We start from the raw sequence: 26828 nt of genomic DNA on the forward strand, positions 1-26828 counted from the left end.
CATAACACCTGAAAAACAGACATAAAAAATGGGCCAGAAGGCCCATTTTTATTTGCTGTGCTCAGGCTTCATTCTATAAAGGCTTTATTAAATTTCAGTCTTTATTGAAATTCAGCATGCGCTGCAGGCTGACCACCGCCTGCTGACGCAGACCTTCTTCAATCAGAATTTCCTGATCGGCATTGACCAGCACATCACGGATGCTCTGCAGACCATTCATCGCCATCCACGGGCAATGCGCACAGCTGCGACAGGTTGCACCGTTACCTGCAGTTGGCGCTTCTATAAGAAGCTTATCCGGCGCCGCCTGCTGCATTTTATAAAAGATGGCTTTATCGGTAGCCACAATCAGCACAGGGTTCGGCAAGTTTTTGGCTGCCGCAATCAGCTGACTGGTCGAGCCGACGGCATCGGCCATTTTCACCACCGACTCCGGCGATTCCGGATGCACCAGCACCGCCGCATCCGGATGAACCTTCTTCAGATCTTCCAGCGCTTTGGCTTTAAATTCATCGTGAACAATACAGGCACTGTCCCACAGAATCATGTCAGCCCCGGTTTCACGCTGCACATAATTACCCAGGTGCTTATCCGGTGCCCAGATCAGCTTCTGCCCCTGCTGTTTAAGATGATTGACCACATCAAGAGCAATACTCGAGGTAACCACCCAATCGGCACGCGCTTTTACCGCCGCCGAGGTATTAGCATACACCACCACGGTGCGATCCGGATGCTGATCACAGAAGGCCGAAAACTCTTCTACCGGACAACCGATATCCAGCGAGCAGGTTGCTTCCAGCGTCGGCATCAGAATGCGTTTTTCCGGACTGAGGATCTTGGCGGTTTCACCCATAAAGCGTACACCGGCCACAATCAGCGTGCTGGCTTTGTGGTCACGGCCAAAGCGGGCCATTTCCAGAGAATCCGCCACACAACCGCCGGTTTCTTCCGCCAGAGCCTGAATTTCAGGGTCGGTGTAATAGTGGGCAACCAGAGCCGCATCTTCCTGAATCAGTAATTCACGGATCTCCTGCTTAAGTGCATCGCTTTGCTCGGCCGTCAGCGGTGCCGCTGGTGCAGACCAGAAATCACGGACAATCTGTTGTGCGGCAGGTATGGTTTCGTTCATACATCTCTCTGTCAGACATGGATATAACGTGGCAATTTTATCACAGACAGAACACTGTCCGCTGCGTCACTCTGCGGACCAGAACCCTGCACAGAACAGATGGGGTTCCGGGAGGCAAATAAAAAGGGGAGAAAGCTTTTCGCTTTCTCCCCTTTTAGATGTTGGTGGGTCGTGCAGGATTCGAACCTGCGACCAATTGGTTAAAAGCCAACTGCTCTACCAACTGAGCTAACGACCCTTAAGTGCTGCGTATGTTACCGGGTTCTAAAAAAAAGTCAACCTTTTCAGTAACTTACCTCTTCCGTAAAAATTGGTGGGTCGTGCAGGATTCGAACCTGCGACCAATTGGTTAAAAGCCAACTGCTCTACCAACTGAGCTAACGACCCGGAAGAGGCGCATATAATACTTAATTTTCCGGAGCTGACAACCCTTTTTTCGAAAAAAGTTTCACTATCAGGGACTTAGCGTCATCCGGTGGCTACAAAAGACAGGTTATGAGCCCAGAATTCATGGGCTTTCAGGCGCGATAACAAAGAATATTCAGAAAGAAAAACAGGCCTTAAAAGGCCTGTCAGGAAAGCTTTGCAAGATAGGACTTGGCCAGTCTGACCGTACCGTCGGCCTTGCCGGTGTACAGATCAATAACCTTCTGCAGCCAGACCTTTGCCTGCGCCACATCACCCTTCTTATGCAGTGTGATTCCCATTTTATAGGTCGCATCGGCTGCTTTGTCATGATCAGGATATTGGGTAACCACCTTACGGAAGCTCTCCAGGGCTTTATCCAGATCGCTCTGAACCAGATAAACCTCACCAGACCAATACAGCGCATTACCTACTAACGGATCCTGCGGGTAATTTTTCACAAAATCGTTAAAGGCTACGTTGGCTTCAGCGAATTTTTTCTCACGCACCAGCGTCATCGCATTTTTATAGGCTTCTGCAGGAGATTCTTTCACTACCGCCACCGGAGCAGCCGCAGGTGAACCACCAGCCAGTAAAGCAGCTATCCGGCGATCAAGATCCAGGTAACGTTCCTGTTGCTCCTGAGTCAGACGTCGGATCAGATTATCCTGCTCTTCTACACGACCACGCAGCTCAGCAATTTCCTGTTGCATCTGTTCCATTTGCATGGACATTTCAGATAACAAACCAGAAGAAGCAGCGGGAATAACAGCAGGAGCATTGTTTGCCGGGGTTGTTACAGCAGCCCGGACAGAGGAGTCGGTCGGAGTGTTCTGGGTTGCCGGTGCGACCGGACGGGCCGCACCAACAGATACCCACTGATCATCCGCATTGGCGCTGGCAGTTACTGCAACCAGCGCAAAGGTCAGGACGACAGATTTCATTAACGGCTCTGGTATTTCACTTCAACGCGACGGTTCTTGGCGTAAGAGCCTTCGTCGTGACCCATCATTACCGGACGCTCTTCACCAAAGCTCACAACTTTCAGCTGAGAACCGTTGGCACCGTTAGCCATCAGAAAACGACGTACGGTCATAGAACGACGCTCGCCCAGAGCCAGGTTGTATTCAACGGTACCGCGCTCATCAGCGTGACCTTCCAGAACAACAGAGGCTGCTGGGTTAGCCGCCAGGAAAGCCGCATGAGCCATCAGAGCCGCTTTGCCTTCGCTCTTCAGAGTGCTCTGATCGAAGTCAAAGTAAAATACAGTTTGTTCACGCAGTGCAGCCTGAGCTTCGTTTGCTTCTGCTTCCAGAGCTTCACCATTTACACCAGCGCTTTCAACAGCATTGGTATCTTCGGCCTGTTGTTCAGTAGCTGTTGGTGCAACAGTAGAACCTGCACCCTCATTTACGTCTCCCTTGCTTGCACAAGCAGAAATCAACATAGCCCCAAAGGCCAAACCTAAGGTTTTATACAGTGCAGTAGTTTGCATAACAGTCTTCCAGTCCGAAAGTGAGTTTGAATTATTGGAAAATCGGCGACCAAGCAGGCTCCCTGACGTCACCATATTTTGATGGTAAGCGGAACTTAACATCGCCATCGACCGATACGGCCGCCAGAATGCTTCGGTTCGCTTCACTCGCAGCATAAATTACCATACTTCCATTGGGTGCAACACTAGGAGACTCATCCAATTCCGTCTCACTGGTAAGAATGTGCACTAATCCACTTTTCACGTCCTGAGATGCGATATGAAAGCGGTCATTAGCCTTATGGACATACACCAGTTTACGACCATCTGCGGTAATCCGAGCACGGGCATTGTAGCCACCCTCAAAGGTTACACGCACTACCTCTTTGTTGGCAGTGTCCAGCTTATATACCTGTGGACCACCTGCCCGACTCGAGGTGAAAAACAGATGACGGCCGTCAACATCCCACTGAGGTTCAGTATCAATGGCATAGTGATTGGTCATACGCTCGATTTTCCGGGTTGCAAGATCCATCACATAAATGTCTGGATTGCCGAGCTTTGACAACACAAATGCCAGCTGGGTTCCATCCGGAGAAAAAGCCGGCGCACTGTTGGAGCCATCAAAAGCCACTACCCGCTCACGCTTACCGGTAGCCAGCTCCTGGAAGAAAATCTCACTGCGACCATTTTCAAAAGACACATAGGCCACTTTCTTCGCATCCGGTGACCAGGCCGGAGAAATAATCGGATGCTTTGAGCTGTAGATCAGCTGTTCCCGCGCACCATCCGCGTCGGCGTAATTCAGGTTAAACCGGCTGCGCTCGCGGTTGGTGGTTACATAAATCAGTTTGGTGGAAAACACACCCGGTACACCCGTCAGCTTTTTAAAGATGTAATCACTGATGTAATGCGCCAGGTCACGTAACTGGGATGCTTTACCTTTTACCCGGTGACGCAGAATTTCCACCTGCTGATGTACATCCATCACATGGAACTGCACCGCATAACCATCAGCCTGCAACTCCACGCTGCCGATGACGACAAAATCCTGTTTCAGGCGTGACCAGTCAGCGTAGATGACCTCACTTAACTGATGCGGCTGAGTAATCATATTGCTGGTAGCCAGCGTGCGGAAATAACCACTGCTGGCCAGATCGTTGGTCACAATAGCACTGACATCTTCCGGCAGAGCACTGCTGCCGTTCCAGCTGAAAGGCACTACGGCAACCGGAATCGCGCTCTGCTTCCCCTGAGTGACTTCAATTAATAACTCGGCCTGACTCAGGCTGGCAAACAGCCACATCAGGACAATCAAACTGTGCTTTACCACGTTGCATTCTCCGGTCTGAATTTCATTAAAAAGCTGCGGAAGTTCTCTTCAAATACCCGCACATCTTTTGGTACCGGCAGTGGCGAGGCTTTATAAACGGCCTGTTCAACGGAACGGTCAAGCGCCGCATTACCACTGCCTTTGGTAATCTGAACCTGAATCACCTGCCCGGTCGGTACCAGAGTAATCCGTACTTCCACTTCCTGACTGGCCGTCACCGCCGGAGGGTATCGCCATACCGACTCCACCCGGGCTTTAATCTGATCGGTAAACTCCAGTGTCAGAGCTGCAGCGCGTTCAGCCTGAATCTTAGCTTCCTGCTGTTCTTTCAATTCTGCGGCAGCTTCTTCCTGTGCCATCTGCTCCAGCAATGCCTGCTCCTGAGCGGCTTTCTGTTTTGCCTGCTCGGCGGCTTTTTCTTTACTGGCCTTTTCTTTTGCTGCTTTGTCTTTTGCCTGCTTTTCTGCCAGTGCTTTTTCTTTTAACGCTTTTTCCTGTTCACGCTTTTTCGCAGCAGCCTGTTTTTTCTTTTGCTCAGCTTCGCGTTTTTTCTGTTCAGCCAGTTTTTTCTTACGCTCCGCTTCCCGTTTGGCCGCCAGCTCCTGACGCTTTTTCTGTTTCTCTGCCTGTTGTTTGCGCTGCTTTTCAGCCGCACTTTCCACCTGCACGACCGTGGCCACTACATGCGGTGGTACAGGTTCAGGTACGCGGTGCTCTGTTGGCCATTCAAGCAAAAACAGCGAGGCCACCAGAATATGCAGCCCCACAGACAATACAACCGGCAGCGAGTACCGTTCCGGATTCAGCCAGCTCATATCAGCGGCGAGCCTCCGGGTCCGGCGCTTCAGTAATCAGGCCAACATTATTAATACCAACACTCTGCAGCCCGCCCATCAGCGCGACCACTTTGCCGTAGGGTACGGCTTCATCACCGCGGATCATCAGACGGGTTTCAGGTACAGCGCCAATAATTTTCTGCGCATATTCCTGAATTTCGCCCAGCGTCATGGCCGTGGGCTGACCTTCATCACGCTCAATAAAATAAATACCGCGTTCGTTAACCGACACGATAATGGTGCTGTCATCCGGCTCAATTTCGGTCGGTGTCGCGTCCACATCCGGCAGGTTAACCGGTACGCTCTGCACCAGCATCGGTGCTGTCACCATAAAAATAATCAGCAGCACCAGCATCACATCGATGTAGGGCACCACATTAATTTCGGCCATCGGCCGGCGCTTGGCCGCAGGAGGAGCCATAGGTTCCATTATTTTTTCTCCGCCGCCTTTTTCTCTTCGGCTTTGACGGCCTGCTGAATTTTATGTGCCTGACGGTACAGCAATGACGAGAACTCATCGGCAAAGGTATGCATGCCGGTTACTGTCTGATCGACGCGGCTGGCGAAACGGTTATAGAAAATCACCGCCGGAATGGCCGCCAGAAGACCCATCGCCGTGGCTACAAGCGCTTCAGAAATACCAGGAGCAACGGTGGCAATAGTCGCCTGTTTAACACTGGCCAGCCCCTGGAAGGAATGCATGATGCCCCACACGGTACCGAACAGACCGATATACGGGCTGGTAGAGCCCACAGTTGCCAGAAATGGCAGATGGGTATCCAGCAATTCAGATTCGCGGGTAATGGCAATACGCATCGCACGCTGTACACCGGCCATTACCGCATCCGGGTCATTGGTATTTTGCTGGCGCATTTTTCCGAATTCTTTCAGGCCCGCCATAAAGACGTTTTCAACTGCACTTGGCACCGCCTTCTGCTGACATTCGCGGTACAGATCGTTGAGATCCACACCCGACCAGAAACGTTCTTCAAAATCGTGCAGCTGCTCACGGCTGGCGGATAACAAACGGGTACGCTGTACAATTACAACCCAGCTCATTACCGAAGCCGCCAGCAACATCAGCATCACCAGCTGCACAACAAAACTGGCGTTGATAATCAACGAAAAAATAGAAACAGACTCGTTCACAACGTCTCCTGACATTCATCATTATGTTCGGACGGATAAGCGGCCCCTGCCGTCATCCGTTTAAGAATGTCCGCGGGTACCGCCTGCGGACGTCCGGTATCGCTGATACAGGCGATGGTTATTTGCGCCTCTACCAGATATTCATGCGGATCAACCGCTTCCGCGCTTTCTGCTGCCGGTTTGCGCCAGACCTTCTGACTCAGCACCAGACTGGCTTTGCGGCTGTGTTCGACGGCCACGGACACCAGAAGTTCATCATCCAGTCGTGCCGGACTCAGGTATTTGGCCTGTACCTCACGCACCACAAATAACACATTCTGATGACGTAATTGTTCCTGACCGTAGCCCAGTGCGCGTAACCACTCGCTGCGCGCGCGTTCCAGAAAGCGGAAATAATTGGCGTAATACACAATGCCACCGGCATCGGTGTCTTCGATATACACCCGCAGCGGCCAGGTAAATGCCATGTTATTGCGCATCCTGATTAAAACGAACCGGTAAATCCAGACCAAAATGCAGATAGGCCAGTTTGGTCGCCATGCGTCCGCGTGGTGTACGGGTAATGTACCCCTGCTGCATTAAGTAAGGCTCCAGCACGTCTTCAATGGTGTCACGTTCTTCACCAATGGAAGCCGCCAGACTGTCAACGCCCACCGGGCCACCGTCGTATTTTTCCAGCAGGGTCAGAAGCAGGCGGCGGTCCATATGATCGAAGCCCTGCACATCGACATTGAGCATATTCAGCGCCGCATCGGCACAGGCATGGTTAACCGTACCATCGCCTTTCACCTGAGCGTAATCACGTACACGGCGTAACAGACGGTTGGCAATACGCGGCGTGCCGCGTGCACGGCGGGCAATTTCTTTGGCACCACTGTCATCCACTTCCAGCTGCATCAGACGCCCGGAGCGCGACACAATATGGGTCAGATCGGCGATATTATAAAACTCCAGCCGCTGCACAATGCCGAAGCGATCGCGCAGTGGCGAGGTCAGCAGACCTGCGCGGGTGGTCGCGCCGACCAGGGTAAAGGGTGGCAGATCGATTTTAATCGAACGGGCCGCCGGTCCTTCGCCCACCATAATATCCAGCTGATAATCTTCCATGGCCGGATACAGCACTTCCTCCACCGCCGGACTCAGACGGTGAATTTCATCAATAAAGAGAACGTCGCCTTCTTCGAGATTGGTCAGCAATGCTGCCAGATCGCCGGCTTTTTCCAGCACCGGGCCGGAGGTCGACTTAATCGCCACGCCCATTTCTTCGGCAATAATATTCGCCAGCGTAGTTTTCCCCAGACCCGGCGGGCCGAATACCAGCGTGTGATCCAGCGCTTCGTTACGGGCCCGTGCCGCGCCGATAAAAATTTCCATCTGCTCACGCACATGGGGCTGACCGATGTATTCGCTCAGCGATTTGGGACGGATAGCCCGGTCCTGATGTTCTTCGGCCGGTTGCGGCTGAGGGCTGATAAAGCGGTCAGTTTCGATCATGGATCACCTTATTTAGAACCCAGAGTGCTGCGCAGTGCCAGGCGGATCATTTCTTCCGCGCTGTCGACACCGGCACTGACTTTATTCAGCATTTTCGCCGCGTCCTGTGGCTTATAGCCCAGCGCGACCAGTGCACTTTCCGCTTCGCGCAACAGATTATCCTGTGAGGCTTTTTCGGCATTATCTGCGGCCGCCCACAATGGCGCCGGCGCCTGCCATTCGGTCAGACGATCGCGCATTTCAACAATTAAACGTTCGGCGGTTTTCTTGCCAACACCGGGAAGTTTGGTCAGCGCCGTGACGTCTTCGTTATGCACACAGACGGCAAAGGCGTTGACATCCATACCGGATAAAATCGCCAGCGCCAGTTTGGGCCCGACACCGCTGACTTTAATCAGGGTGCGGAACAGCGTGCGCTGACTCTTATCACTGAAGCCATATAACTGGTGCGCATCTTCGCGGATGGCAAGGTGGGTATAGAGCACCGCCTGGGTGCCGGTTTTGCCAAGCATGGCAAAGGTGGAAATCGGCGCCTGAATCTCATAGCCCACGCCGTTGACGTCAAGAAGCAGCTCCGGAGCCTGCTTCTCAAGAATAACGCCCTGTAATCGTCCGATCATGATTGCATTCTGACTGCATAACTGGAAAGCGGCCTAGCCTACCAGCATGGCCGGGGCGGCTCAATGGAAGGTAGTGGCAGAGACGCTAACGCATCCGTCCGCGGGTCACGCCTTTCACTCCGGCCTGAGCCATCAGGCTGGCGCTGGTATGGGCATGGCAGATGGCAATGGCCAGCGCATCGGCGGCATCCGCCTGCGGTATACCCGGCAGTTTTAACAGGTACTGCACCATATGCTGAACCTGCTCTTTCGCCGCGCTACCTTTACCGACAACCGCCTGTTTAATGGTGCGCGGGGCATATTCTGCTACCGGCAAGCCCTGCTGTACCGCCGCCACAATGGCCACCCCACGGGCCTGACCCAGTTTTAATGCGGAGTCGGCATTCTTGCCCATAAACACCTGCTCGATGGCAAATTGCTCTGGCTGGTAGGTACTGATTAATTCGCTGACGCCGTCGTAAATTTTTTTCAGACGACCGGGTAATTCGCCCTCGCCGGTGCGGATACAACCACTGACGACGTATTCAATTTTCTGGCCCGTACGGCGGATCACACCAAAACCGGTAATGCGTGATCCCGGGTCAATGCCAAGAATAATCATGGGACTTTCACGGGCGCCTGTTTCTTCAGCGGAGTCGGACTTTGAAGAGCGTCTTGCGGAGTAAATGTCCATTCACGGCCACTGACCTGATCGGTCACCGTCAGATGCTGCCAGCCCGCCGGAAGAATAACCTGCAGACAAGGTGAGGTAATCACCTGAGCGTATTTTCTGTCCGGGTCGGGATAGCGCTCACGGAAGATCAGCTGGTAATCGCCGTCATCCTGCTGCTGCCCCACCAGATCGATACCATAACCGGCGTGTGGACGCTCACCCAGAGCAATGGTCAGGGCATTGAAACGCAGGCTGACACCTTCAGGGGCAGCACACTGATCCATGGTACTGAGTGGCAGGCTGAGCGGCATCACCGTGGTGCAGGCACTCAGCACCATCGTCAGGCCAGCCACAAGCAGGGAGGGTTTTAATAAACGACGCATCACAATCCGTCCTCCGTAACGATCACAGATAGATAAAGACGCCAGTATACACAAAACCCCCGCCACAGAGACTGCAACGGGGGTTTTGTCAGTGGCACTCAGCCGGTTTAAACGGCGCGGAGCTTACCCCGCACGGAAAACCAGCTGATCGTTGTCAACATCGGCAACGATGGTGGTACCCGGCAGGAATTTACCCGCCAGAATATCCTGCGCCAGCGGGTTTTCGATCCAGCGCTGAATCGCACGCTTTAAAGGCCGTGCGCCAAACACCGGGTCGTAACCCACATCCACCAGCTTGCTGATGGCCGCGTCGCTCATCTCAAACGCCAGATCGCGTTCTTTCAGACGGCCGCGCAACAGATCCAGCTGAATATCCGCAATGCCGCGGATCTGATCTTTCAGCAGCGGATGGAATACCACCGCCTCGTCAATCCGGTTAATAAATTCCGGACGGAAGTGGCTGCCGACAATATCCATCACCGCATCGCGCATTTCCTCGTACGGCTTATCGGCAAACATGGTCTGGATCACATCCGAGCCCAGGTTCGAGGTCATCACCAGTACGGTGTTTTTAAAGTCGACCCGGCGTCCCTGACCATCGGTCAGCTGACCATCATCCAGCACCTGCAGCAGAATGTTGAACACATCCGGATGCGCCTTTTCCACTTCATCGAGCAAAATCACCGAATAAGGTTTACGCCGCACGGCTTCGGTCAGCAGGCCACCCTCTTCGTAACCAACATAACCCGGAGGCGCACCGATTAAGCGGGCCACGGAGTGTTTCTCCATATATTCCGACATATCGATGCGCACCATGGCGTCTCTGCTGTCGAACAGGAAGGTCGCCAGCGCCTTACAGAGTTCGGTTTTACCGACACCGGTTGGCCCTAAGAACAGGAATGAACCATTCGGCCGGTTAGGGTCAGACAACCCGGCACGGGAACGGCGCACTGCGTTCGATACTGCAGCAATGGCTTGATCCTGCCCGACTACCGAATCGTGCAGTACCTCTTCCATGCGCAGCAGTTTTTCACGTTCGCCTTCCAGCATCTTAGTCACCGGCACGCCGGTCCACTTCGACACCACTTCGGCAATTTCATCTTCGGTTACTTTATTGCGCAACAGGGTAAATTCCTGCTTACCGGAGGTTTCTGCCTCGGCGGCCGTGGCCAGCTGCTTTTCCAGCTCCGGAATACGGCCGTACTGCAGTTCTGACATACGCTGCAGATCGCCGGCACGACGCGCCGCTTCCATCTCGATTCTGGCCTGTTCCAGCTGTTCTTTCGACTTGCTGGCACCTTCAAGCAGGGCTTTTTCTTTCTTCCACACCTCTTCCAGCTCGACGTAGGCACGTCCGGCTTTATTGATCTCTTCGTTGAGATCGCTCAGACGTTTTTTCGCCGCTTCGTCTTTTTCTTTACGCAGTGCTTCACGCTCGATTTTCAGCTGAATCAGGCGTCGTTCGAGCTTGTCCATTTCCTGTGGTTTGGAGTCGATTTCCATACGGATAACCGATGCCGCCTCATCCACCAAATCGATGGCTTTATCCGGCAGACGACGATCCGGAATATAACGCTGCGACAGCTTGGCCGCGGCAATAATCGCACTGTCGGTAATCTGCACACCGTGGTGCACTTCGTAACGCTCTTTTAAACCACGCAGAATCGCAATGGAGTCTTCCACGCTCGGCTCATCAACAATCACTTTCTGGAAACGACGCTCCAGTGCCGCGTCTTTTTCAATAAATTCGCGGTATTCATCCAGTGTGGTCGCACCCACGCAGTGCAGTTCACCCCGTGCCAGAGCAGGCTTAAGCATATTGCCGGCATCCATAGCGCCATCGCCCTTACCGGCGCCGACCATGGTATGCAATTCATCGACAAACAGAATGATGCTGCCTTCGGCCTTGGTGACGTCTTTTAAAACGGCTTTTAAGCGCTCTTCAAATTCACCACGGTATTTGGCACCGGCCACCAGCGAACCCATATCCAGCGACAGAATGCGCTTATGCTTCAGGTTTTCCGGCACTTCACCATTAACGATACGCTGCGCCAGACCTTCCACCACCGCGGTTTTACCCACGCCCGGAGGTCCGATCAATACCGGATTGTTTTTGGTACGGCGCTGCAGCACCTGAATGGTACGGCGGATTTCATCATCACGGCCGATCACCGGATCCAGTTTGCCCGCTTCGGCACGCTCGGTCAGGTCGATGCAGTATTTATCCAGCGACTGACGGTTATCTTCGGCATTGGCGTCCTGCACACTTTCACCGCCACGCAGTTCGTTAATGGCTTTATTAACGCCGTCTTTCTTCAGACCAGCCGCGGCCAGTGCCTTACCTGTGCTGTTTTTATCGTCCAGCGCCACCAGCAGAAAGACTTCGCTCGACACATACTGGTCACCGCGTTTCTGCGCTTCTTTATCCGCCAGATTGAGCAGACGGCCCAGCTCCGGCGCCAGCTGAATATTGCCATCCGGACTGCTGACTTTGGGCTGCTCGTCCAGCAACGCACGCAGGGCACGGCCAAGCTCAACGACATTGGCACCACAACGGCGCACCACATCTTTAACCGAGCTGCTTGGCTGTTCGAGCAATGCCAACAGTAAGTGGACGGTATCAATCTGATTATGATCCTGCCCCAGCGCCAGACTCTGGCTCTCGGCCAGAGCGTTCTGCAGACTGGTGGTCAACCGATCCATACGCATATTCCAATCTCCTAAATAGACGCTCAGGGCAGACCCGAGCAGAGTTGATTCATTACCGCTTAGATGCGACCAGATTAATTTTTTTCAACACCTTCAAGATTAAATTTAGTAAAACTAATAGAAATTCATCTTGATGCAGCGCAAAGACCCGGCTGCCAAACGTGTGATCGCGTATAATCACCAGCCTTCATCCGTATCGTCAGCCTTCATTTATATAGTGGCGCGATTCACCTTTTAAAGCGTAGGACACAAACCAGCCATGACAGCCCCTGCAATGACCGACGCCCTGCGCCGCGGTGCGTTATTCCTGCTGCTGGGTGAAGCCCTGCTGGCATTAATGGGCGCGCTGGTCAAAGACCTGTCGGACGTGCTGTCGACCGAGCAGATTGTGTTCTTCCGTAATATCGCCGGTCTGATCGTACTCGCCCCTTTATTGCTGCGTACCGGCTTAAGTGAACTGAAAACCCGGGTCTGGCACTGGCATTTGCTGCGCGGTCTTGTTGGTGTCAGCGCCATGTACTGTTACTTCTGGGCGCTGGCTCATCTGCCGCTCACCGAAGCCTTTCTGGTGAAGCTTTCGGCGCCGCTGTTTATGCCATTACTGGCACTCTGGTGGCTGAAAGAACCCGCCGGGCGCCACAGTTGGCTGGCGCTGCTGATCGGCTTTGCCGGGGTCAGTGTCATCCTGCAGCCCGGCGCTGAACATCCGGCCATGCTGGGTAATGGCGACAGCTACAACACAGCGCTGCTGGTCGGTCTGCTCGGTGCTTTTCTGGCCGCACTGGCCAAGGTCACCATCCGCCGTATGTCGGCTACCGAATCCAGCCAGCGTATTGTGTTTTATTTTGGCCTGACCGCCGCACTGGTTTCAGCCCCCGGCGCCCTGCTCAACTGGCAGCCGGTTCCTGACAGCACCTGGCTGTGGCTGCTGGCGCTTGGCGTGGTCGCTACCAGCGGCCAGCTGGCGCTGACCCGCGCCTACCGCATCGCGCCAACCGGCAAGGTCGGTGTTTACGTTTACAGTGCGGTTATTTATGGCGCCCTGATGGGCTGGTGGTTCTGGGGAGAGATTCCGCTGTGGACGACCTGGGCCGGGGCCATTCTGATCGTACTGGCAGGCTTACTGAACCTGTATGCGCCGAAAAGCGGCGCTAAAAGCTGACGAAGTTCAGGACCGGTATCGCCTGACTATGCGCCAAAGCAGCACTGAAACCTGATTTCTGCAGCGTTGTGGCGGCAAGCGGAGAATTCCCGGCACAGGTATAAGGCGTCATTCTCTTAGATATAAGTCTAATTTATGATCAAAACAGGCTTATTATTTCCTCAGAATTAAATATACTGGCTGTTCTAATGGATTACTCAGAATGAATCATTAATTATGTCCCGTATCGACTCATTGCAAACCTTTGTCTCTGTTGTGCGCTCGCGCAACTTTACCTCGGCGGCCGATTCACTGGGAGTGACCCCATCTGCCGTCAGTAAGCAGATCAGCGGTCTGGAAGAGCGCCTTGGCGTACGTCTGCTGAACCGCACCACCCGCTCCGTCAGCCCGACCGAAGCCGGACAGATGTTCTACCAGCACTGCGAGAATATTCTTGAGTCGATCACGGAAGCCGAAAAGCTGGTCACCGACTTTGACGTCACGCCACGCGGCCGTCTGCGTATCACCGCGATGTCGAACTTCGGCCGCCGCGAACTGGCGCGCATGTTCACTGATTTCTCCCAGAAGTACCCGGACATCAGCTTCGATCTGCATATTTCCGACCGCCCGCTCGACATTGTGAAAGAAGGCTATGACTTCGCCCTGCGTCTGGGTTCACTGGAAGATTCCCGCCTGATTGCCAAACCGGTGGCCGAGCAAAATATCGTGATCTGCGCATCAAAAGAGTATCTGGAGCGCTGGGGCACACCGGAAAAACTGGAAGACCTTAACAACCATCGCATTCTGATTGTCGCCAACGCCGAATACGCCCGCATCAACTGGCTGCGTCAGTTCGAGAAAGATCATGGTTTCAGTCTGTCCAGTGTTGAACGCAAGCTGGCTGTGAATGATATCGATCTGGTATACGAAGCCTGCCTGGCCGGTATGGGTATCACCGCCCTGCCAACCTATATTGCCGAACGGCACCTGGAGGTCGGTGAACTGGTGCGCCTGTTTCCGGAAGTGGATATTCCGGTACGCAGCATCAAAGTGGTATTTCCACAGAACCGTTATCTGGCAAACAAAAGCCGCGCTTTTCTCGACTTTATTACCGCCTATTTTGACGATCCGAGTCAGAGCAACTGAGCACTGCAGTAAGCACATAAAAAAACGGGCCTTATCAGAGGCCCGTTTTTTTATGCAGTGAATGCCGCCAGATTATTCCTGAGGCAGCAGCTGGGGCGCGCAGCGCTCGTAAAAAACCCGCGGTACCTGAGCAATTTTACGCTCGTCATAATCAAAAAAGACGATACCGGTTTTGGCTTTCACCACCTGTTTGTCCTGAGCCTGATTTTCGACCCGGTAAATAAAGTCGCAACCGTATTTATTGAAGTCGGTCACGCCGACATGGAAGGTCAGAATATCGCCAACAAAGGATTCTGCGGTAAAGCACACCACCAGATCCGACACCATTAACCCCAGGCCGCCAATATTAAATTCACCAAAACCATGTTCGCGTAAAAAGCGCAGCCGGGCTTCGTGTAACAAAGACACCATGCGGTCATTACCCACATGATTGCCGTAATTAATTTCCGTTACCCGCACATCCAGCGTTGTACTGAAGGTAAATTCATCGGGTAATTCGAGTTGTACTCTGGCCAAAACAGCCTCCTGATCGTCTGTTTTGCTGCCAATGCAGCAAAATCCGGGGAATTATTCTGGCAACTGCGATTCCAATGCGGTCTACTATACCGCAGCAGCCGGGGTGTTCAGATGAGCCATACGTCTTACGCCAGCTCTCTGTGCTTTACACCAATGGCACCCAAACGGATGTTCGGCCCGCCTGAGAAACAGGCAAAAACAAAGGCCAGACACCGTAACGGTACGTGCGTACAGGCTTTACCCTGACAAAGCGCCGGCATGATAACGGCGCCCGGCGCACAGTACAAACAGATAACAACAAGGAAATCTGGCAACGACTATGCTTTCCATTTGCTTCCGCACATTGAAAATTGCGCTGACCCTTACAGCGCTGCTCACGGCCCAGCTGAGCCAGGCCACCATCCCGGAAATTGCCCCCGGCACCGCCTTCAAACCCCTTGAGCCGACCCGTGATCACGCCATGATCACCCAGCAGATCATGAACAACCTGCTGCGCGGCCATTACGAGCATCAGCGTCTGGATGACAAACTGTCATCACGGGTGCTCGATATCCTGCTCGACGATATCGACAGCACCCGCAGCTATCTGCTGGCTGCCGACGTCAAAGAATTTGAGCAATACCGTTACAGTCTGGACGAAGCCCTGAACCGCGGTGATATGCGCCCGGCCTTCATCATCTTTAACCGCTTTCAGCAGCGCGTGTCTGAGCGCCTGTCGTTTCTGCTCAACGAACTGCACAGCAAAGCCGCCGACTACCACTTCGACACTGACGAGCGGCTCGATCTCGATCGCGAAAAAGCGCCGTGGGCGACCACCAGCGCCGAGCTCGACGATCTGTGGCGCAAGCGCCTGAAAAACTCCATCCTCAATCTGAAAATGGCCGGCAAAGAAAAAGACGCCATTATTGAGTTGTTGAGCAAGCGCTATCAGAACCAGCTGAACCGTGTCCATCAGTCACAATCTGAAGACGCCTATCAGACCTTTATGAATGCCGTTACCCGCGCCTTCGATCCGCACACCCAGTACTTCTCGCCGCGCAACACCGAGAACTTCAATATCAATATGAGCCTGTCCTTACAGGGCATTGGCGCCGTGCTGCAAACTGAAGACGAGCACACCAAGGTGGTACGTCTGGTGCCGGCCGGCCCGGCGGCCAAAGCCGGTAACCTGCAGCCTGCCGATAAGATCATCGGCGTTGGTCAGGCCGAAGGCGATATCGTTGATGTGATTGGCTGGCGTCTGGATGAAGTTGTCGAGCTGATCCGTGGTCCGAAAAGCACCACCGTACGCCTGGAAATTCTGCCGGCGAACTCATCCGGCACCGACAGCAAAATCATTTCCATCGTGCGTGATGAGGTCAAACTGGAAGAGCAATCCGCCCAGAAAGACGTTATCGAGGTTAAAGATGGCGACGTAACCCATAAAATCGGTGTGATCGATATTCCGACCTTCTATATCGACTTTCAGGGTCGTATGGAAAACAAGCCGGACTATAAGAGCACGACCCGTGACGTCACTGTGCTGATTAACGAACTGAAAGAAGAAGGCATCGATGGCCTGATCATTGATCTGCGCAATAACGGCGGCGGTTCGCTGGAAGAAGCCATTACCCTGACCGGCCTGTTTATTCCGCAGGGCCCGGTAGTACAGGTACGCAGCACCCACGGCCGGGTTGAAGTGTTACCTGACCAGGACCCTTCCGTGCTGTACGACGGGCCGATTACCGTTCTGGTTAACCGCCTCAGTGCGTCGGCCTCGGAAATTTTTGCCGGTGCTATTCAGGATTATGGCCGCGGTTTAATTGTCGGTGGCCAGACCTTCGGTAAAGGGACGGTTCAGAGCCTGCGTCCGCTGCGCTCCGGCCAGCTGAAAATTACCCAGGCCAAGTTCTACCGGGTATCCGGTGACAGTACCCAGCACCAGGGCGTTATCCCGGATATTCTGTTCCCGTCGCTGTTCGATAAAGAAAAAATCGGCGAAAGCGCGCTGGAAGAAGCCCTGCCGTGGGACACTATCCGCCCTGCAGAGTACAGCAGCAATAAAGGCATCGCGGCGACCCTGCCGGCGTTACGCCAGCTGCACCAGACCCGCATCGAACACAATCCGGATTTCCGTTTCCTGCGCGAGCAAAAAGCACTGATTACCGAACTGCGTCAGCAGACTCAGGTATCACTGAACGAAAAAGTGCGCGAGCAGGAACGCAAAGCCAACGATGACAAACGCCTGAAGCTGGAAAACGAACGCCGCAAAGCCAAAGGCATGCCGCTGTTAACCAGCATCGACGATGAAGAAAGCGATAATGCTGCTGACGCTGAGAAAAAAGACGATAAAAAACCGGAAGAAGACGATGCCCTGCTGATCGAAGCCGGACATATTCTGGTGGATTATATGAATATTCAGACAGCCAGCCTGACCGCGCAGCGCGAAGCGAAATAACCGTCTGACGTTATTTTCAGCCATAAAAAAGCCCGGAATATTCCGGGCTTTTTTATGCATCAGTCATGCTGTAAAAAATCAGCCCTGCACCGTCACATTCAGTGCCTGCTGCAGTTCTTTATCGTTAAACATGTGCTGCCACAGTTTATCCAAAACCTCGTTCACCCATTTCTGGTTATATTCCACCGCTGGTGACGCCGCCAGAGAGCGGGTTTCGTTGGCGCTGTATGGCTTGGTGAAGGTTTTTCCGTTATCCATAACGGTAATCATAAAGCGCATTTTCATGCCGCATTCGTTTACGATTGCGCCTTCATTACACTGATAAGAAAACTCTTCAACCGTCAGCTGTACACGCACCGGATCAACCGGGCTGGCAGAGCCAAAACCCAAAGATTTCAGCGACTCCTGCATGCGTGCCGTTAACACATCGCTTAATGGTTTTTCTGACAGCAGCGGAGAATTTTCCGGCGCCCGGCCACCGCGGTGTCCCAGCACATCGGCACCTTGTCCGCGCTCATCCACTACCCGCACCAGGGCATCACGCTGAATAGCCGGCATGCCGCCGGGTACACTGACGCTTTCATTCAGGGCAATGGTTTGTGGTGCCAGTACACAACCACTCAGACCCGCTGCCATGGTGCCAGTTAACAGGCTGGCGATTACTAACTTACGCATTCGGAATATCCTTCTCTGCTCGTTTAAATACCCAGGTATCGCCGCGCGAATCTTCGGCGCTGAAGCGATAACCCGCCACATCAAAATCCTGCAGGGCTTCAGCCTTTTGCAGCTGCCTGCGGATAATATAAGCCGTCATCAGACCGCGGGCTTTTTTCGCGTAAAAACTGATGATTTTATACTGGCCGTTTTTTTCGTCTTTAAAGACCGGTGTAATCAGGCGGGCGTTCAGTTTTTTCGGCTGCACCGATTTAAAATATTCATTCGACGCCAGATTAACGACCACATCTTTACCCTGTTGTTCCAGCTCACGGTTAAGTGCCTCAGTAATGGTGTTACCCCAGAAGCTGTACAGGTCTTTACCACGGGCATTATTCAGTTTGGTGCCCATCTCCAGCCGGTAAGGCTGAATTAAATCCAGCGGTCGCAGTAAACCATACAGACCACTTAAAATACGCACATGATTCTGGGCAAAATCCAGCTGCTGCTCATCCAGTGTGTCGGCCTGCAGGCCGGTATAGACGTCACCTTTAAAGGCCAGAATAGCCGCCTTGGCATTGTCGGCATTAAACGGCAGACGCCAGTCGTGGTAGCGTTGCACGTTCAGTTCCGACAGCGCCGGGCTGAGTTTCATCAGCGCGCCGACATCATCCGGAGAATACTGTTTAAGCACATCCACCAATTCGGCAGAATGTTGCAGAAAATCGGCCTGGGTTGCTTTTGCCGTGGTCGGCGGCGTGTCAAAATCCAGCGTTTTCGCCGGTGACAGTAACGTCAGCATGCGGGCATCCTGTAAATGAAAATTGTGCCTATCATAACGAGTCCCATCCCATGACCCAAATAGAGTCCGCCTATGTCCCTGCTTAAACAGGATAATCAAGGCGGAATCCGCTTTGCACACAGCACCACTCATATCGCTCTGACGCTACCTGAGCCCTGGCCGGTGCTGAGTTCTGCGGTACTCAACGGCGGCTTTACCAGCACCCACAGCCTGCTGAACCTGCGTGTCGATCAGCATGCGCCGCCCCCCTGGCCACCGGCAGAACAAAGCCTGCAGCAACAGGCTGAACAGCTTATGCTGCCTGCACCCTGCTGCGGCATGATGACCGCCGCCTCCATGCAATCACTGGGCTACAGCAGCCTGAGCCTGAAACAACTGCGCGCCGAATGCTGGGTAACCGCCGGACTTTCCAATTTGCGCCGCAGCGGCGATCCGGCCGATGCTTTTAACGGTGCCGGAACCATTAACATCTGGCTGCTGCTGCATTTTGCCCTGACCCCGGCTGCCATGGCCGAAGCCCTGATCCAGCTGACCGAAGCCAAGGTTACCGCCATCCGCGATGCCGGCTTACTCAGCCCGTTATCCAGCCTGCCCGCCAGTGGTACCGGCACCGACAGTCACGCCGTCATCTGCCCGCCGCAACCCGGCGCAGAAGGTCCCCTTGCCTTTTGCGGTAAACATACAACCGCCGGCGAGTTGATTGGCCGTGTGGTGCTGGATGCTTGTGAGCAGAGCATCGGCCACTGCTTACGCGCGGCAAACGGCTGACACACCCGTCTCCCACCGGCTGAACTGCCGCAATATGACCACTTTGCCCGGCAGCAACTGACACCTCTGCCAATGCGCCACCGGCGCCAAACTGCGAACCTGCCAACGCTGCCTGTGTTTTATTCTGCCAGGCAGAGGGCCGGTCGCGCTGCATCTCCCCCGCAACACCCCATCGCAACACCCCGTCGCGATACCGCCACCGCAGCGTCCGGCCCAAACAATAATTACAACGATTCACACTGAGGGCAGATTGTATGGCTAAAGATATTCAGGGACTGGGCCTTGGCCTGGCCAGTCGTTTTGCTGGCAGCCGCTGGGCGGAAAAATACGGCCTGCGCAAACCCGCCGAGCGCATCGCTTACCTTTCCACCCGTGCCGGTTTTAAGTTTGCCGGCGAGATGATGCAGAAGCGTGCACAAAAGCAGGACAGCACCCGTGGTGAACGTCTGCCGGAACGCAAGCCCCAGGCACTGTTTGATCTGAGCTTAAGTGAAGAGCAACAGATGATCCGCGACAGCGTGCGCTCCTACGCGGAAGAGGTTGTGCGTGGTCTGGCCCACGACGCCGACGAAAACCTGCAACTGCCCGACAGTTATCTGCAGGACGCCATGGCCCTGGGTCTGAATCTGTTCTCGGTGCCCGAATCTCTGGGCGGTGCGGCACAAAGCTACAGCCCGACCACCAGCGCCATCATTGCCGAAGAACTGGCCTGGGGAGATTTCACCCTGGCCTATGCCGCCCTCGCCCCCGTAGGTGTGGCCAACGCACTGGTTCGCTGGGGCACACAGCAACAACAGCAACGCTGGTTGCCACTGTGGCTGGCCGAGCAACCGGTAACCGCCGCCATTGCCCTGCAGGAACCGCATCCACTGTTCGCCCCCGATAAGCTGACCTGCAGCGCAAAAAGCAATAAGCAGGGCTATGTGCTGAATGGCGTGAAAACTCTGGTGCCTTTTGCCGGTAACGCCGATCTGTATCTGGTGGCCGCACTGCTGAATGGCAAACCACAACTCTTTATTGTGCCCGGCGACAGCCATGGCCTGAACTTTACCCGCAGCCCGGCGATGGGTCTGCACGCCGCCGCCACCGGCACCCTGACACTGGATAAAGTGCAGGTGAACGTCGATGCCCTGCTGGGTGGTGAAGACAGTGATTTCGATTACCGCGCCTTTGTCGATCTTGGCCAGTTGCACTGGTGCGCCCTGGCCATTGGCACCTGTCAGGCGGCACTGGATTACCTGATTCCTTACTGCAACGAGCGTGAAGCCTTCGGCGAGCCCATCAGTCACCGCCAGTCAGTGGCCTTTATGATCGCCAATATCGCCATCGAACTGGAATCCATGCGCCTGCTTACCTGGCGTGCGGCCGCACTGGCCGAACAGGGTCAGCCATTCCACCGCGAAGCCTATCTGGCCCATGTTCTGTGTGCCGACAAAGCCATGGAAATCGGCACCAATGCCGTGCAACTGCTCGGCGGCCACGGCTTTACCAAAGAACATCCGGCTGAGCGCTGGTACCGCGACCTGCGCATTCTGGGTTGTGTTAACAGCGGTCTGCACCTGTAAGGAGAACAGCACATGATGAATCTCGAAATTCCGAAGAAATTCCGCCCGCTGGTCAATCAGGCCCGTCAGGTTGCCGAAAATGTCTTCCGCCCGATCTCGCGTAAATATGACCGCGCCGAACACGCTTATCCGGTCGAGCTGGATATGCTGGCCGCTATTATGGATGGCATGAACGACGGCACCCTGGGCGAAGGCGCCGGTGCCGGAAAACTCAAACAGGATAAGAAAAAAGCCGACGGCATCGTTAACAGCACCAATATGACCACGGTACTGGGGCTGCAGGAACTGTGCTGGGGTGATGTTGGCCTGTCATTAACGCTGCCACGCCAGGGATTGGGTAACGCCGCGATTGCCGCAGTGGCCAATGACGAACAGCTGGCCCGTTTCGGCAAAAAATGGGCCGCCATGGCGATTACCGAACCGGGCTGCGGTTCTGATTCGGCCGCCATCCGCACCACCGCCATCAAAGACGGCGATCATTATGTGCTGAACGGCGAAAAAATTTACGTTACCTCCGGTGAGCGCGCCGAAGCCGTGGTGGTCTGGGCCAGCCTCGACCGTAATATCGGCCGCGCGGCCATTAAATCCTTTGTGGTGGAAAAAGGCACCCCGGGCATGGAAGTGGTGCGCCTGGAAAAGAAACTCGGCATTAAAGCTTCTGACACCGCCGCCATTACCTTTACCGATTGCCGTGTGCCTGCGGCCAACCTGCTGGGTTCACCGGAAATTAATGTCGATCAGGGCTTTGCCGGTGTCATGCAAACCTTCGACAACACCCGCCCGGTGGTTGCCGCTATGGCCGTCGGCGTGGCTAAAGCCGCCCTCGACCGCACCCGCGAGCTGCTGAAAGAGTACGGCATCAGCGCCGGCTACCGCACCAGCATTAAAAACAGCAGCCAGATCGAAGCGCAGCTGTACCGCTACGAAGCCGACTGGGAAGCCGCACGTCTGCTGACCTTAAAAGCCGCGTGGATGGCCGATAACGGCATGCCCAATTCGAAAGAAGCGTCGATGTCAAAAGCCAAAGCCGGACGCAGTGCCAACGCCATTACCTTAGGCTGTGTCGAGCTGCTCGGTTCTCTTGGTTACAGCGAAGATGAATTACTGGAGAAATGGGCGCGGGATTCAAAAATTCTCGATATTTTTGAAGGCACGCAGCAAATTCAGCAACTGATTATTGCCCGCCGTTTATTGGGTAAAAGCTCAGCCGAATTACGCTGATTTGCACACTATTCAGAGGTGCCCTAGATAAAACCTGACATAAATCCTGTGGCCCGGCCAACAGGATTTATGTCATTCTCAATTTCATAACTATAAATACATCACCAAGGTCAGATTCATGAATCGTTCAGCGACTACCCGCCTGCCCGCCGAAGGCATGAGCCAGCCGCCACTGAAGCCGCGCACTGTCAGTCTGGTTAATATTATCCGCAGCGCCATCAGCGGATTGCCGGATATCGGCGTTACCCTGAAAGGCGTACTCGCCCTGGTAACCACCAAGCCGGAAAAAAACAAATCCATTGGTTTATTGCTGGAGCAACACGCCGCCCGCCAGCCGGATCATATCGCCATCCGTTATCAGCAGCAGCGCATCAGCTACCGTCAGCTGAACGAAAAAGTGAATCAGCTGGCCCACTATTTTGCCAGTCAGGGCATCAGCCATGGTGATACCGTCGGCGTTATGCTGGAAAACCGCCCGGAAACCCTGCTGGCCGTACTGGCTACGGTAAAACTCGGTGCCATTGCCAGTATGTTTAATACCTCCCAGCGCGGTGAAGTTCTGGAACACAGCATTAATCTGGTAAAACCAAAATTGCTGGTTGTTGGTGAAGAAATGCTGGGCAATATGGCAACGGTAGAACATGCCCTGCCTGCTGCATTAAAAATGCAATTATATTTCTGGCAGGATGGTGCTGACAGTCAGCACGAATGTCCGGGGCATTATCAGAACCTGGAGCAGGTCATCGCCTCACAGGAACAAAATAATCCGGCCAGTACACAACAGGTAAAAATGCATCAGCCCTGCTATTACATTTTCACTTCCGGCACCACCGGCCTGCCAAAAGCCTCGGTGATGAGTCATTACCGCTGGTTTAAATCGATGGCGGGCATGGGCCTGGCATCGATGAAATTACGTAAGGACGATGTGCTCTATGTCAGCCTGCCGCTTTACCATAATAATGCGCTTACCGTATCGATGGCTGCGGTATTGGGCGCTGGTGCCTGCATTGCGATTTCACGCAAATTCAGTGTCTCGCGTTTCTGGGATGAAATCCGCGAATACGGCGCCACCGGTTTTTGTTATATCGGCGAATTGTGCCGTTATCTGCTGAATACAGCGCCCTCAGACAAAGACCAGCAGCATAATATCCGCGTGATTATCGGCAACGGTCTGCGCCCCGATATCTGGATGGAATTCAAACAGCGTTTCAATATTAAACACATCAACGAATTTTACGGCGCCAGCGAATGCAATCTGGTATTTACCAATGCGTTAAATCTGGATCAGACTGCCGGTATCTGTCCGTTGTCTTACAACATCGTGGCTTACGATATTGAGAATGACGAACCCCTGCGTGATAAAAAAGGCTTTATGCTGCCGGTTAAAAAAGGCGGCACTGGCCTGTTAATTACCGAGGTCAACGATAAGCAGCCGTTTGAAGGTTATACCGACGCCGAAGCGAGCCAGAAAAAACTGTTCCGTGATGTATTTAAAAAAGGCGACTGCTGGTTTAACAGTGGCGATCTGGTGCTGAACCAGGGTTTTAAACACGTCGCTTTTGCTGACCGTCTGGGGGATACCTTCCGCTGGAAAGGCGAGAACGTGGCCACCACGGAGGTGGAATCCATCCTGATGGAATTTGCCGATATTGAGCATGCGGTGGTGTATGGCGTGGAAGTGCCACACACCGATGGCCGTGCTGGCATGGCCGCCCTGACCTTACGTGCCGGTGCCGATATCAACTGGAATGCTCTGACCCTGCACCTGCGGGAAAAATTACCGGCCTACGCCATCCCGCTATTTTTACGCCTGCGTCCGCAGGAAGAAGTTACCGGTACTTTTAAGTACCGCAAAGTGGAATTAAAAGACGAGGCTTTCCATCTGGCCAAAGTCAGCGATCCGCTGCTGGTGCTGAGCAATAAAAATGATCCTTATCAGCCATTAACACCGGCATTAGAGCAGGCCATTAATAACGGCCAGCTCAGTCTGTAAAGCGCACTTTTACACCGGCAGCCCACAGCAATTATTGCTGTGGGCTGTCAATCATATCGCCCAGCGCCTGCAGGTCGAAGGGCTTGGTCATATAACCATCGACACCGGCATCCTGTGCCTGACGGATCTGATCCGGCAAAGCATCAGCACTGACCCCATAAATACGCGCATGCCGTAACTCCGGCATAGCGCGTAATTTTTTCAGCACATCCAGACCATGAATATCCGGCAGACGCATATCCAGCAGAATAACGTCCGGTGCATGCTGCTGCGCCATATCCATCCCTTCGCGGCCGGTACGGGCAATAGCAACATGGACGTTATCACGGCGCTTCAGCCCCAGCTCAACAAAGCGGGCATTAATCGGGTTATCTTCGATATAAAGCACACGCCGCTGATTATCGCTCTCCCCATGCTTTTTCGCTGAGGTCACAGCGCTGAAAGCAGGCTGAATAGCATTAAACGAGTACATCGGTGCCGCCTGTGGCAGCTCCAGCCAGAAACAACTGCCCTCACCTTCTTCACTGCTGAATGCCAGCACACCGTTCATACGCTGTGCCAATACCCGGCTGATTGCCAGACCCAGACCACTGCCCTCAACCCCGCTCTGCTGGGCGCCCAGACGCTGAAACGGCATAAACATATCGGCCTGATGTTCCGCCGCAATGCCACAGCCAGTATCACGTACACTGATCCGTACACGCTCGCTTTCCGCCGGCTCAATGCGGATATCCACACTGCCACCCTCGCAGTTATATTTGATCGCATTGCTGAGCAGGTTCAGCACAATCTGCTTACAGCGTACCCGGTCGGCGCAGACCCAGGGCTCAGCAACCGCGCTGTGCATGCGGATACGGATACCGCGGGCAAACGCATCTGCACGTACCAGCTCCTGACACTCCTCCAGCAATGCCAGCAAGCCGACCGCTTCGTTCTGCGGTTCGAGGATATGTCCTTCCAGCTTCACCAGATCCAGCACCTGATCCACCAGCGCCACCAGATGTTTACCGGCACGCTCAATCAGATCGATGGCTTCATTCTGCTCAGGAGTCTGCAGTTCCGGCTTCAGCAGCTGACTGAAACCAATCACCGCATTTAACGGCGTGCGCAACTCATGGCTGAGCCCGGCGATAAAACGCGCGTTATCGGTCAGTGTCTGGAAATGTTCACCTGCGGCCGCAGAGCGGTTACCGGCAATTGCGGATACCGGTGCAGAAACCGTGGCACTGTGCGGACTGGCGGTCAGTAATATCAGTTTCTGCCCGTCTTGCTGATGGGTCTGTAATTGCAGCTGCCAGGGTTCTTCGATATGGCGCGACGCTGCTAATTCTTCCTGCAACTGAAAACGGCGGAACCAGCCAACAAAGCGCTCCGACTCCAGTAACTGCACATTACAGCCTTTCACCGAGCGCGCACTCAGGCCAAAACGGCGGGCGTAGGCATCGTTGGCCTGCAACACTTCACCATCGGCGGTTAATAATGCCAGCGGCTGTGGTAACACGTTCAGCAGATGCACATCAGCCTCTGCTGCCGGGTGACTGAGCACCGGCAGCGCCGAAATATCCAGGCGGATGGCAACAATGCCCATGGCTTCACCGGACGCATCACGCAGAACATTCTTACTGGTCAGAAAACTGATGGTACTGCTGCCGTGGTTATTATCATGTTTACCGGTAACGCCTTCCTGACGGTTACCGATAAAGGGCTCGATAAATACCCGTGCACCATCGGCGTGGCTCACTTCCTCATCACTGCGCTGTTGTAATACCGCCCATTGTGGCGAAAACAATTCGGCATCGCTGCGCCCGACGGCATCACGGGAACGGATACCCAGCAGGCTTTCGGCGCGATGATTAAGCAACAGATAACGGCCCTGCATATCCTTAACAGTTACCGCAGCGGGGGTGTGATCCAGCACACTGCCAAGCCAGACCTGATCACGCGCTTGCTCATGGCTGTGGCCGCTCAGCGAGGCTGTCAGGTCGTGCACAATCGCAGTAAAACTCGGTGAACCATCCAGATTCATTTCGCTTACCGACAGATGCAGCAAAAACTCCTCACCGTTTTTACGCAGCCCCGGTAACTCGCGGCCACGCCCCATTACCGTGGCGTGGCCTTCACGCAGATACTGCTCGATATATCCCTGATGACGCTGGCCATGACGGGCCGGCATCAGCATCGCGATGTTCTGGCCCAGTAATTCCTCTGCTTCATAACCGAAAATACGGCAAAGCGCCGGATTACAGGCCTGAATATCTCCTTCACTGTTAATACTGACAATCCCTGCGGCAGCCGTATCAAACAACACCTGATACAGCTCGCTGTCGTTTTTCATATTAAGGCGGGTCACCATCTGTCTGACCCGGCCATAAAGACCTGGCATCCGTTTCAACTCCTCAGG

General features: G+C 54.1%; 24 protein-coding genes and 2 tRNA genes. 7 read left to right on the plus strand and 19 right to left on the minus strand.

Annotated features, from left to right (window positions below; translation table 11 throughout):
• Positions 1-94: 94 nt before the first annotated feature.
• The 15 genes from nadA to clpB all read right to left on the minus strand — a co-directional run bounded on the left by nadA (position 95) and on the right by clpB (position 12184).
• A complete protein-coding gene (gene nadA / locus HUF18_RS00550; RefSeq protein ID WP_225690718.1) occupies positions 95-1129 on the minus strand; it encodes a quinolinate synthase NadA in 1035 nt (344 codons plus the stop codon).
• 162 nt (positions 1130-1291) lie between these two features.
• Positions 1292-1367: transfer RNA gene (locus tag HUF18_RS00555), tRNA-Lys, on the minus strand.
• Positions 1368-1440: 73 nt separating this feature from the next.
• Positions 1441-1516 (minus strand) — tRNA-Lys (locus HUF18_RS00560).
• A gap of 185 nt (positions 1517-1701) precedes the next feature.
• Positions 1702-2478: a tol-pal system protein YbgF gene (ybgF, locus tag HUF18_RS00565; protein ID WP_145470356.1), complete on the minus strand. Its 777-nt coding sequence runs from the start codon at positions 2476-2478 to the stop codon at positions 1702-1704.
• The gene (gene pal, locus HUF18_RS00570) at positions 2478-3029 is read right to left on the minus strand and encodes a peptidoglycan-associated lipoprotein Pal (protein WP_145470354.1); all 552 of its coding nucleotides are present in this window, start codon (positions 3027-3029) and stop codon (positions 2478-2480) included. The genes ybgF and pal overlap by 1 nt, the downstream gene beginning before the upstream one ends.
• Before the next feature lie 31 nt (positions 3030-3060).
• Positions 3061-4341 carry a Tol-Pal system beta propeller repeat protein TolB gene (tolB, locus tag HUF18_RS00575; protein WP_145470352.1) on the minus strand — a complete coding sequence of 427 codons (1281 nt, stop codon included), beginning with the start codon at positions 4339-4341 and terminating at the stop codon, positions 3061-3063.
• A complete protein-coding gene (gene tolA, locus HUF18_RS00580; RefSeq protein WP_145470350.1) occupies positions 4335-5156 on the minus strand; it encodes a cell envelope integrity protein TolA in 822 nt (273 codons plus the stop codon). Before tolA ends, tolB begins: the two co-directional genes overlap by 7 nt.
• Before the next feature lies 1 nt (position 5157).
• Positions 5158-5607 (minus strand): protein TolR, encoded by a 450-nt coding sequence (gene tolR / locus HUF18_RS00585; RefSeq protein WP_225690720.1) that lies wholly within the window; start codon positions 5605-5607, stop codon positions 5158-5160.
• Positions 5607-6326: a protein TolQ gene (tolQ, locus tag HUF18_RS00590; protein ID WP_222428601.1), complete on the minus strand. Its 720-nt coding sequence runs from the start codon at positions 6324-6326 to the stop codon at positions 5607-5609. Before tolQ ends, tolR begins: the two co-directional genes overlap by 1 nt.
• Entirely contained in the window at positions 6323-6793 is a 471-nt protein-coding gene (ybgC, locus tag HUF18_RS00595) for a tol-pal system-associated acyl-CoA thioesterase (RefSeq protein WP_222428600.1), read from the minus strand. Before ybgC ends, tolQ begins: the two co-directional genes overlap by 4 nt.
• Before the next feature lies 1 nt (position 6794).
• Positions 6795-7820, minus strand: a complete 1026-nt coding sequence (ruvB, locus tag HUF18_RS00600; RefSeq protein ID WP_225690722.1) for a Holliday junction branch migration DNA helicase RuvB — start codon at positions 7818-7820, stop codon at positions 6795-6797.
• 8 nt (positions 7821-7828) lie between these two features.
• Entirely contained in the window at positions 7829-8440 is a 612-nt protein-coding gene (gene ruvA, locus HUF18_RS00605) for a Holliday junction branch migration protein RuvA (protein WP_145470340.1), read from the minus strand.
• A gap of 85 nt (positions 8441-8525) precedes the next feature.
• Positions 8526-9041 carry a crossover junction endodeoxyribonuclease RuvC gene (gene ruvC / locus HUF18_RS00610; protein WP_225690724.1) on the minus strand — a complete coding sequence of 172 codons (516 nt, stop codon included), beginning with the start codon at positions 9039-9041 and terminating at the stop codon, positions 8526-8528.
• On the minus strand, positions 9038-9475 hold the full coding sequence (locus HUF18_RS00615; protein ID WP_225690726.1) for a protease complex subunit PrcB family protein: 438 nt from the start codon (positions 9473-9475) through the stop codon (positions 9038-9040). The genes ruvC and HUF18_RS00615 overlap by 4 nt, the downstream gene beginning before the upstream one ends.
• Positions 9476-9598: 123 nt before the next feature.
• On the minus strand, positions 9599-12184 hold the full coding sequence (clpB, locus tag HUF18_RS00620) for an ATP-dependent chaperone ClpB (protein ID WP_225690728.1): 2586 nt from the start codon (positions 12182-12184) through the stop codon (positions 9599-9601).
• Positions 12185-12443: 259 nt separating this feature from the next.
• Here clpB and HUF18_RS00625 point away from each other — a divergent pair, with 259 nt between their 5' ends.
• Both HUF18_RS00625 and HUF18_RS00630 read left to right on the plus strand, forming a co-directional pair.
• On the plus strand, positions 12444-13346 hold the full coding sequence (locus HUF18_RS00625) for a DMT family transporter (RefSeq protein ID WP_225690730.1): 903 nt from the start codon (positions 12444-12446) through the stop codon (positions 13344-13346).
• A gap of 216 nt (positions 13347-13562) precedes the next feature.
• Complete coding sequence (locus tag HUF18_RS00630; RefSeq protein ID WP_145470332.1) at positions 13563-14471, plus strand: LysR family transcriptional regulator; 909 nt, start codon at positions 13563-13565, stop codon at positions 14469-14471.
• A gap of 72 nt (positions 14472-14543) precedes the next feature.
• Here the strand turns inward: HUF18_RS00630 and HUF18_RS00635 are convergent, their stop codons facing one another.
• Positions 14544-14987: an acyl-CoA thioesterase gene (locus HUF18_RS00635; RefSeq protein ID WP_145470330.1), complete on the minus strand. Its 444-nt coding sequence runs from the start codon at positions 14985-14987 to the stop codon at positions 14544-14546.
• Between the two features lie 319 nt (positions 14988-15306).
• Between HUF18_RS00635 and HUF18_RS00640 the strand changes: the two genes are divergently transcribed.
• Complete coding sequence (locus HUF18_RS00640) at positions 15307-17424, plus strand: carboxy terminal-processing peptidase (protein WP_225690732.1); 2118 nt, start codon at positions 15307-15309, stop codon at positions 17422-17424.
• A gap of 78 nt (positions 17425-17502) precedes the next feature.
• Here HUF18_RS00640 and HUF18_RS00645 read toward each other — a convergent pair whose 3' ends face one another.
• Positions 17503-18099, minus strand: a complete 597-nt coding sequence (locus HUF18_RS00645; RefSeq protein WP_186436005.1) for a YajG family lipoprotein — start codon at positions 18097-18099, stop codon at positions 17503-17505.
• Positions 18092-18880, minus strand: coding sequence for a peroxide stress protein YaaA (yaaA, locus tag HUF18_RS00650; protein ID WP_225690734.1), 789 nt, complete (start codon positions 18878-18880; stop codon positions 18092-18094). Before yaaA ends, HUF18_RS00645 begins: the two co-directional genes overlap by 8 nt.
• A 72-nt stretch (positions 18881-18952) precedes the next feature.
• On the opposite strand from yaaA, the gene HUF18_RS00655 reads away from it, so the two are divergent.
• From HUF18_RS00655 to HUF18_RS00670, 4 genes are all read left to right on the plus strand, one after another.
• A complete protein-coding gene (locus tag HUF18_RS00655) occupies positions 18953-19648 on the plus strand; it encodes an adenosylcobinamide amidohydrolase (protein WP_225690735.1) in 696 nt (231 codons plus the stop codon).
• Positions 19649-19902: 254 nt separating this feature from the next.
• Positions 19903-21213 carry an acyl-CoA dehydrogenase family protein gene (locus HUF18_RS00660; protein WP_225690736.1) on the plus strand — a complete coding sequence of 437 codons (1311 nt, stop codon included), beginning with the start codon at positions 19903-19905 and terminating at the stop codon, positions 21211-21213.
• Between the two features lie 15 nt (positions 21214-21228).
• A complete protein-coding gene (locus HUF18_RS00665) occupies positions 21229-22434 on the plus strand; it encodes an acyl-CoA dehydrogenase family protein (RefSeq protein ID WP_145470572.1) in 1206 nt (401 codons plus the stop codon).
• Positions 22435-22552: 118 nt separating this feature from the next.
• A complete protein-coding gene (locus HUF18_RS00670) occupies positions 22553-24427 on the plus strand; it encodes a long-chain-acyl-CoA synthetase (RefSeq protein ID WP_145470318.1) in 1875 nt (624 codons plus the stop codon).
• Positions 24428-24458: 31 nt separating this feature from the next.
• Here HUF18_RS00670 and HUF18_RS00675 read toward each other — a convergent pair whose 3' ends face one another.
• The gene (locus tag HUF18_RS00675) at positions 24459-26810 is read right to left on the minus strand and encodes a PAS domain S-box protein (RefSeq protein ID WP_225690737.1); all 2352 of its coding nucleotides are present in this window, start codon (positions 26808-26810) and stop codon (positions 24459-24461) included.
• Positions 26811-26828 lie beyond the last annotated feature (18 nt).

It is taken from the genome of Thalassolituus sp. ST750PaO-4 (assembly GCF_020320405.1).
Taxonomy (GTDB): Bacteria; Pseudomonadota; Gammaproteobacteria; order Pseudomonadales; family Oceanobacteraceae; genus Venatoribacter; species Venatoribacter alkanivorans.

Coding starts and splice junctions, on each gene's coding strand:
- HUF18_RS00675 (WP_225690737.1), bottom strand. CDS start 26,810: ATGCCAGGTCTTTATGGCCGGGTCAGACAGATGGTGACCCGCCTTAAT.
- HUF18_RS00640 (WP_225690732.1), top strand. CDS start 15,307: ATGCTTTCCATTTGCTTCCGCACATTGAAAATTGCGCTGACCCTTACA.
- tolA (WP_145470350.1), bottom strand. CDS start 5,156: ATGAGCTGGCTGAATCCGGAACGGTACTCGCTGCCGGTTGTATTGTCT.
- HUF18_RS00665 (WP_145470572.1), top strand. CDS start 21,229: ATGAATCTCGAAATTCCGAAGAAATTCCGCCCGCTGGTCAATCAGGCC.
- HUF18_RS00660 (WP_225690736.1), top strand. CDS start 19,903: ATGGCTAAAGATATTCAGGGACTGGGCCTTGGCCTGGCCAGTCGTTTT.
- yaaA (WP_225690734.1), bottom strand. CDS start 18,880: ATGCTGACGTTACTGTCACCGGCGAAAACGCTGGATTTTGACACGCCG.
- tolR (WP_225690720.1), bottom strand. CDS start 5,607: ATGGAACCTATGGCTCCTCCTGCGGCCAAGCGCCGGCCGATGGCCGAA.
- HUF18_RS00630 (WP_145470332.1), top strand. CDS start 13,563: ATGTCCCGTATCGACTCATTGCAAACCTTTGTCTCTGTTGTGCGCTCG.
- HUF18_RS00645 (WP_186436005.1), bottom strand. CDS start 18,099: ATGCGTAAGTTAGTAATCGCCAGCCTGTTAACTGGCACCATGGCAGCG.
- ruvC (WP_225690724.1), bottom strand. CDS start 9,041: ATGATTATTCTTGGCATTGACCCGGGATCACGCATTACCGGTTTTGGT.
- ybgF (WP_145470356.1), bottom strand. CDS start 2,478: ATGAAATCTGTCGTCCTGACCTTTGCGCTGGTTGCAGTAACTGCCAGC.
- pal (WP_145470354.1), bottom strand. CDS start 3,029: ATGCAAACTACTGCACTGTATAAAACCTTAGGTTTGGCCTTTGGGGCT.
- clpB (WP_225690728.1), bottom strand. CDS start 12,184: ATGCGTATGGATCGGTTGACCACCAGTCTGCAGAACGCTCTGGCCGAG.
- HUF18_RS00615 (WP_225690726.1), bottom strand. CDS start 9,475: ATGCGTCGTTTATTAAAACCCTCCCTGCTTGTGGCTGGCCTGACGATG.
- HUF18_RS00655 (WP_225690735.1), top strand. CDS start 18,953: ATGTCCCTGCTTAAACAGGATAATCAAGGCGGAATCCGCTTTGCACAC.
- ruvA (WP_145470340.1), bottom strand. CDS start 8,440: ATGATCGGACGATTACAGGGCGTTATTCTTGAGAAGCAGGCTCCGGAG.
- HUF18_RS00625 (WP_225690730.1), top strand. CDS start 12,444: ATGACAGCCCCTGCAATGACCGACGCCCTGCGCCGCGGTGCGTTATTC.
- nadA (WP_225690718.1), bottom strand. CDS start 1,129: ATGAACGAAACCATACCTGCCGCACAACAGATTGTCCGTGATTTCTGG.
- ybgC (WP_222428600.1), bottom strand. CDS start 6,793: ATGGCATTTACCTGGCCGCTGCGGGTGTATATCGAAGACACCGATGCC.
- ruvB (WP_225690722.1), bottom strand. CDS start 7,820: ATGATCGAAACTGACCGCTTTATCAGCCCTCAGCCGCAACCGGCCGAA.
- HUF18_RS00670 (WP_145470318.1), top strand. CDS start 22,553: ATGAATCGTTCAGCGACTACCCGCCTGCCCGCCGAAGGCATGAGCCAG.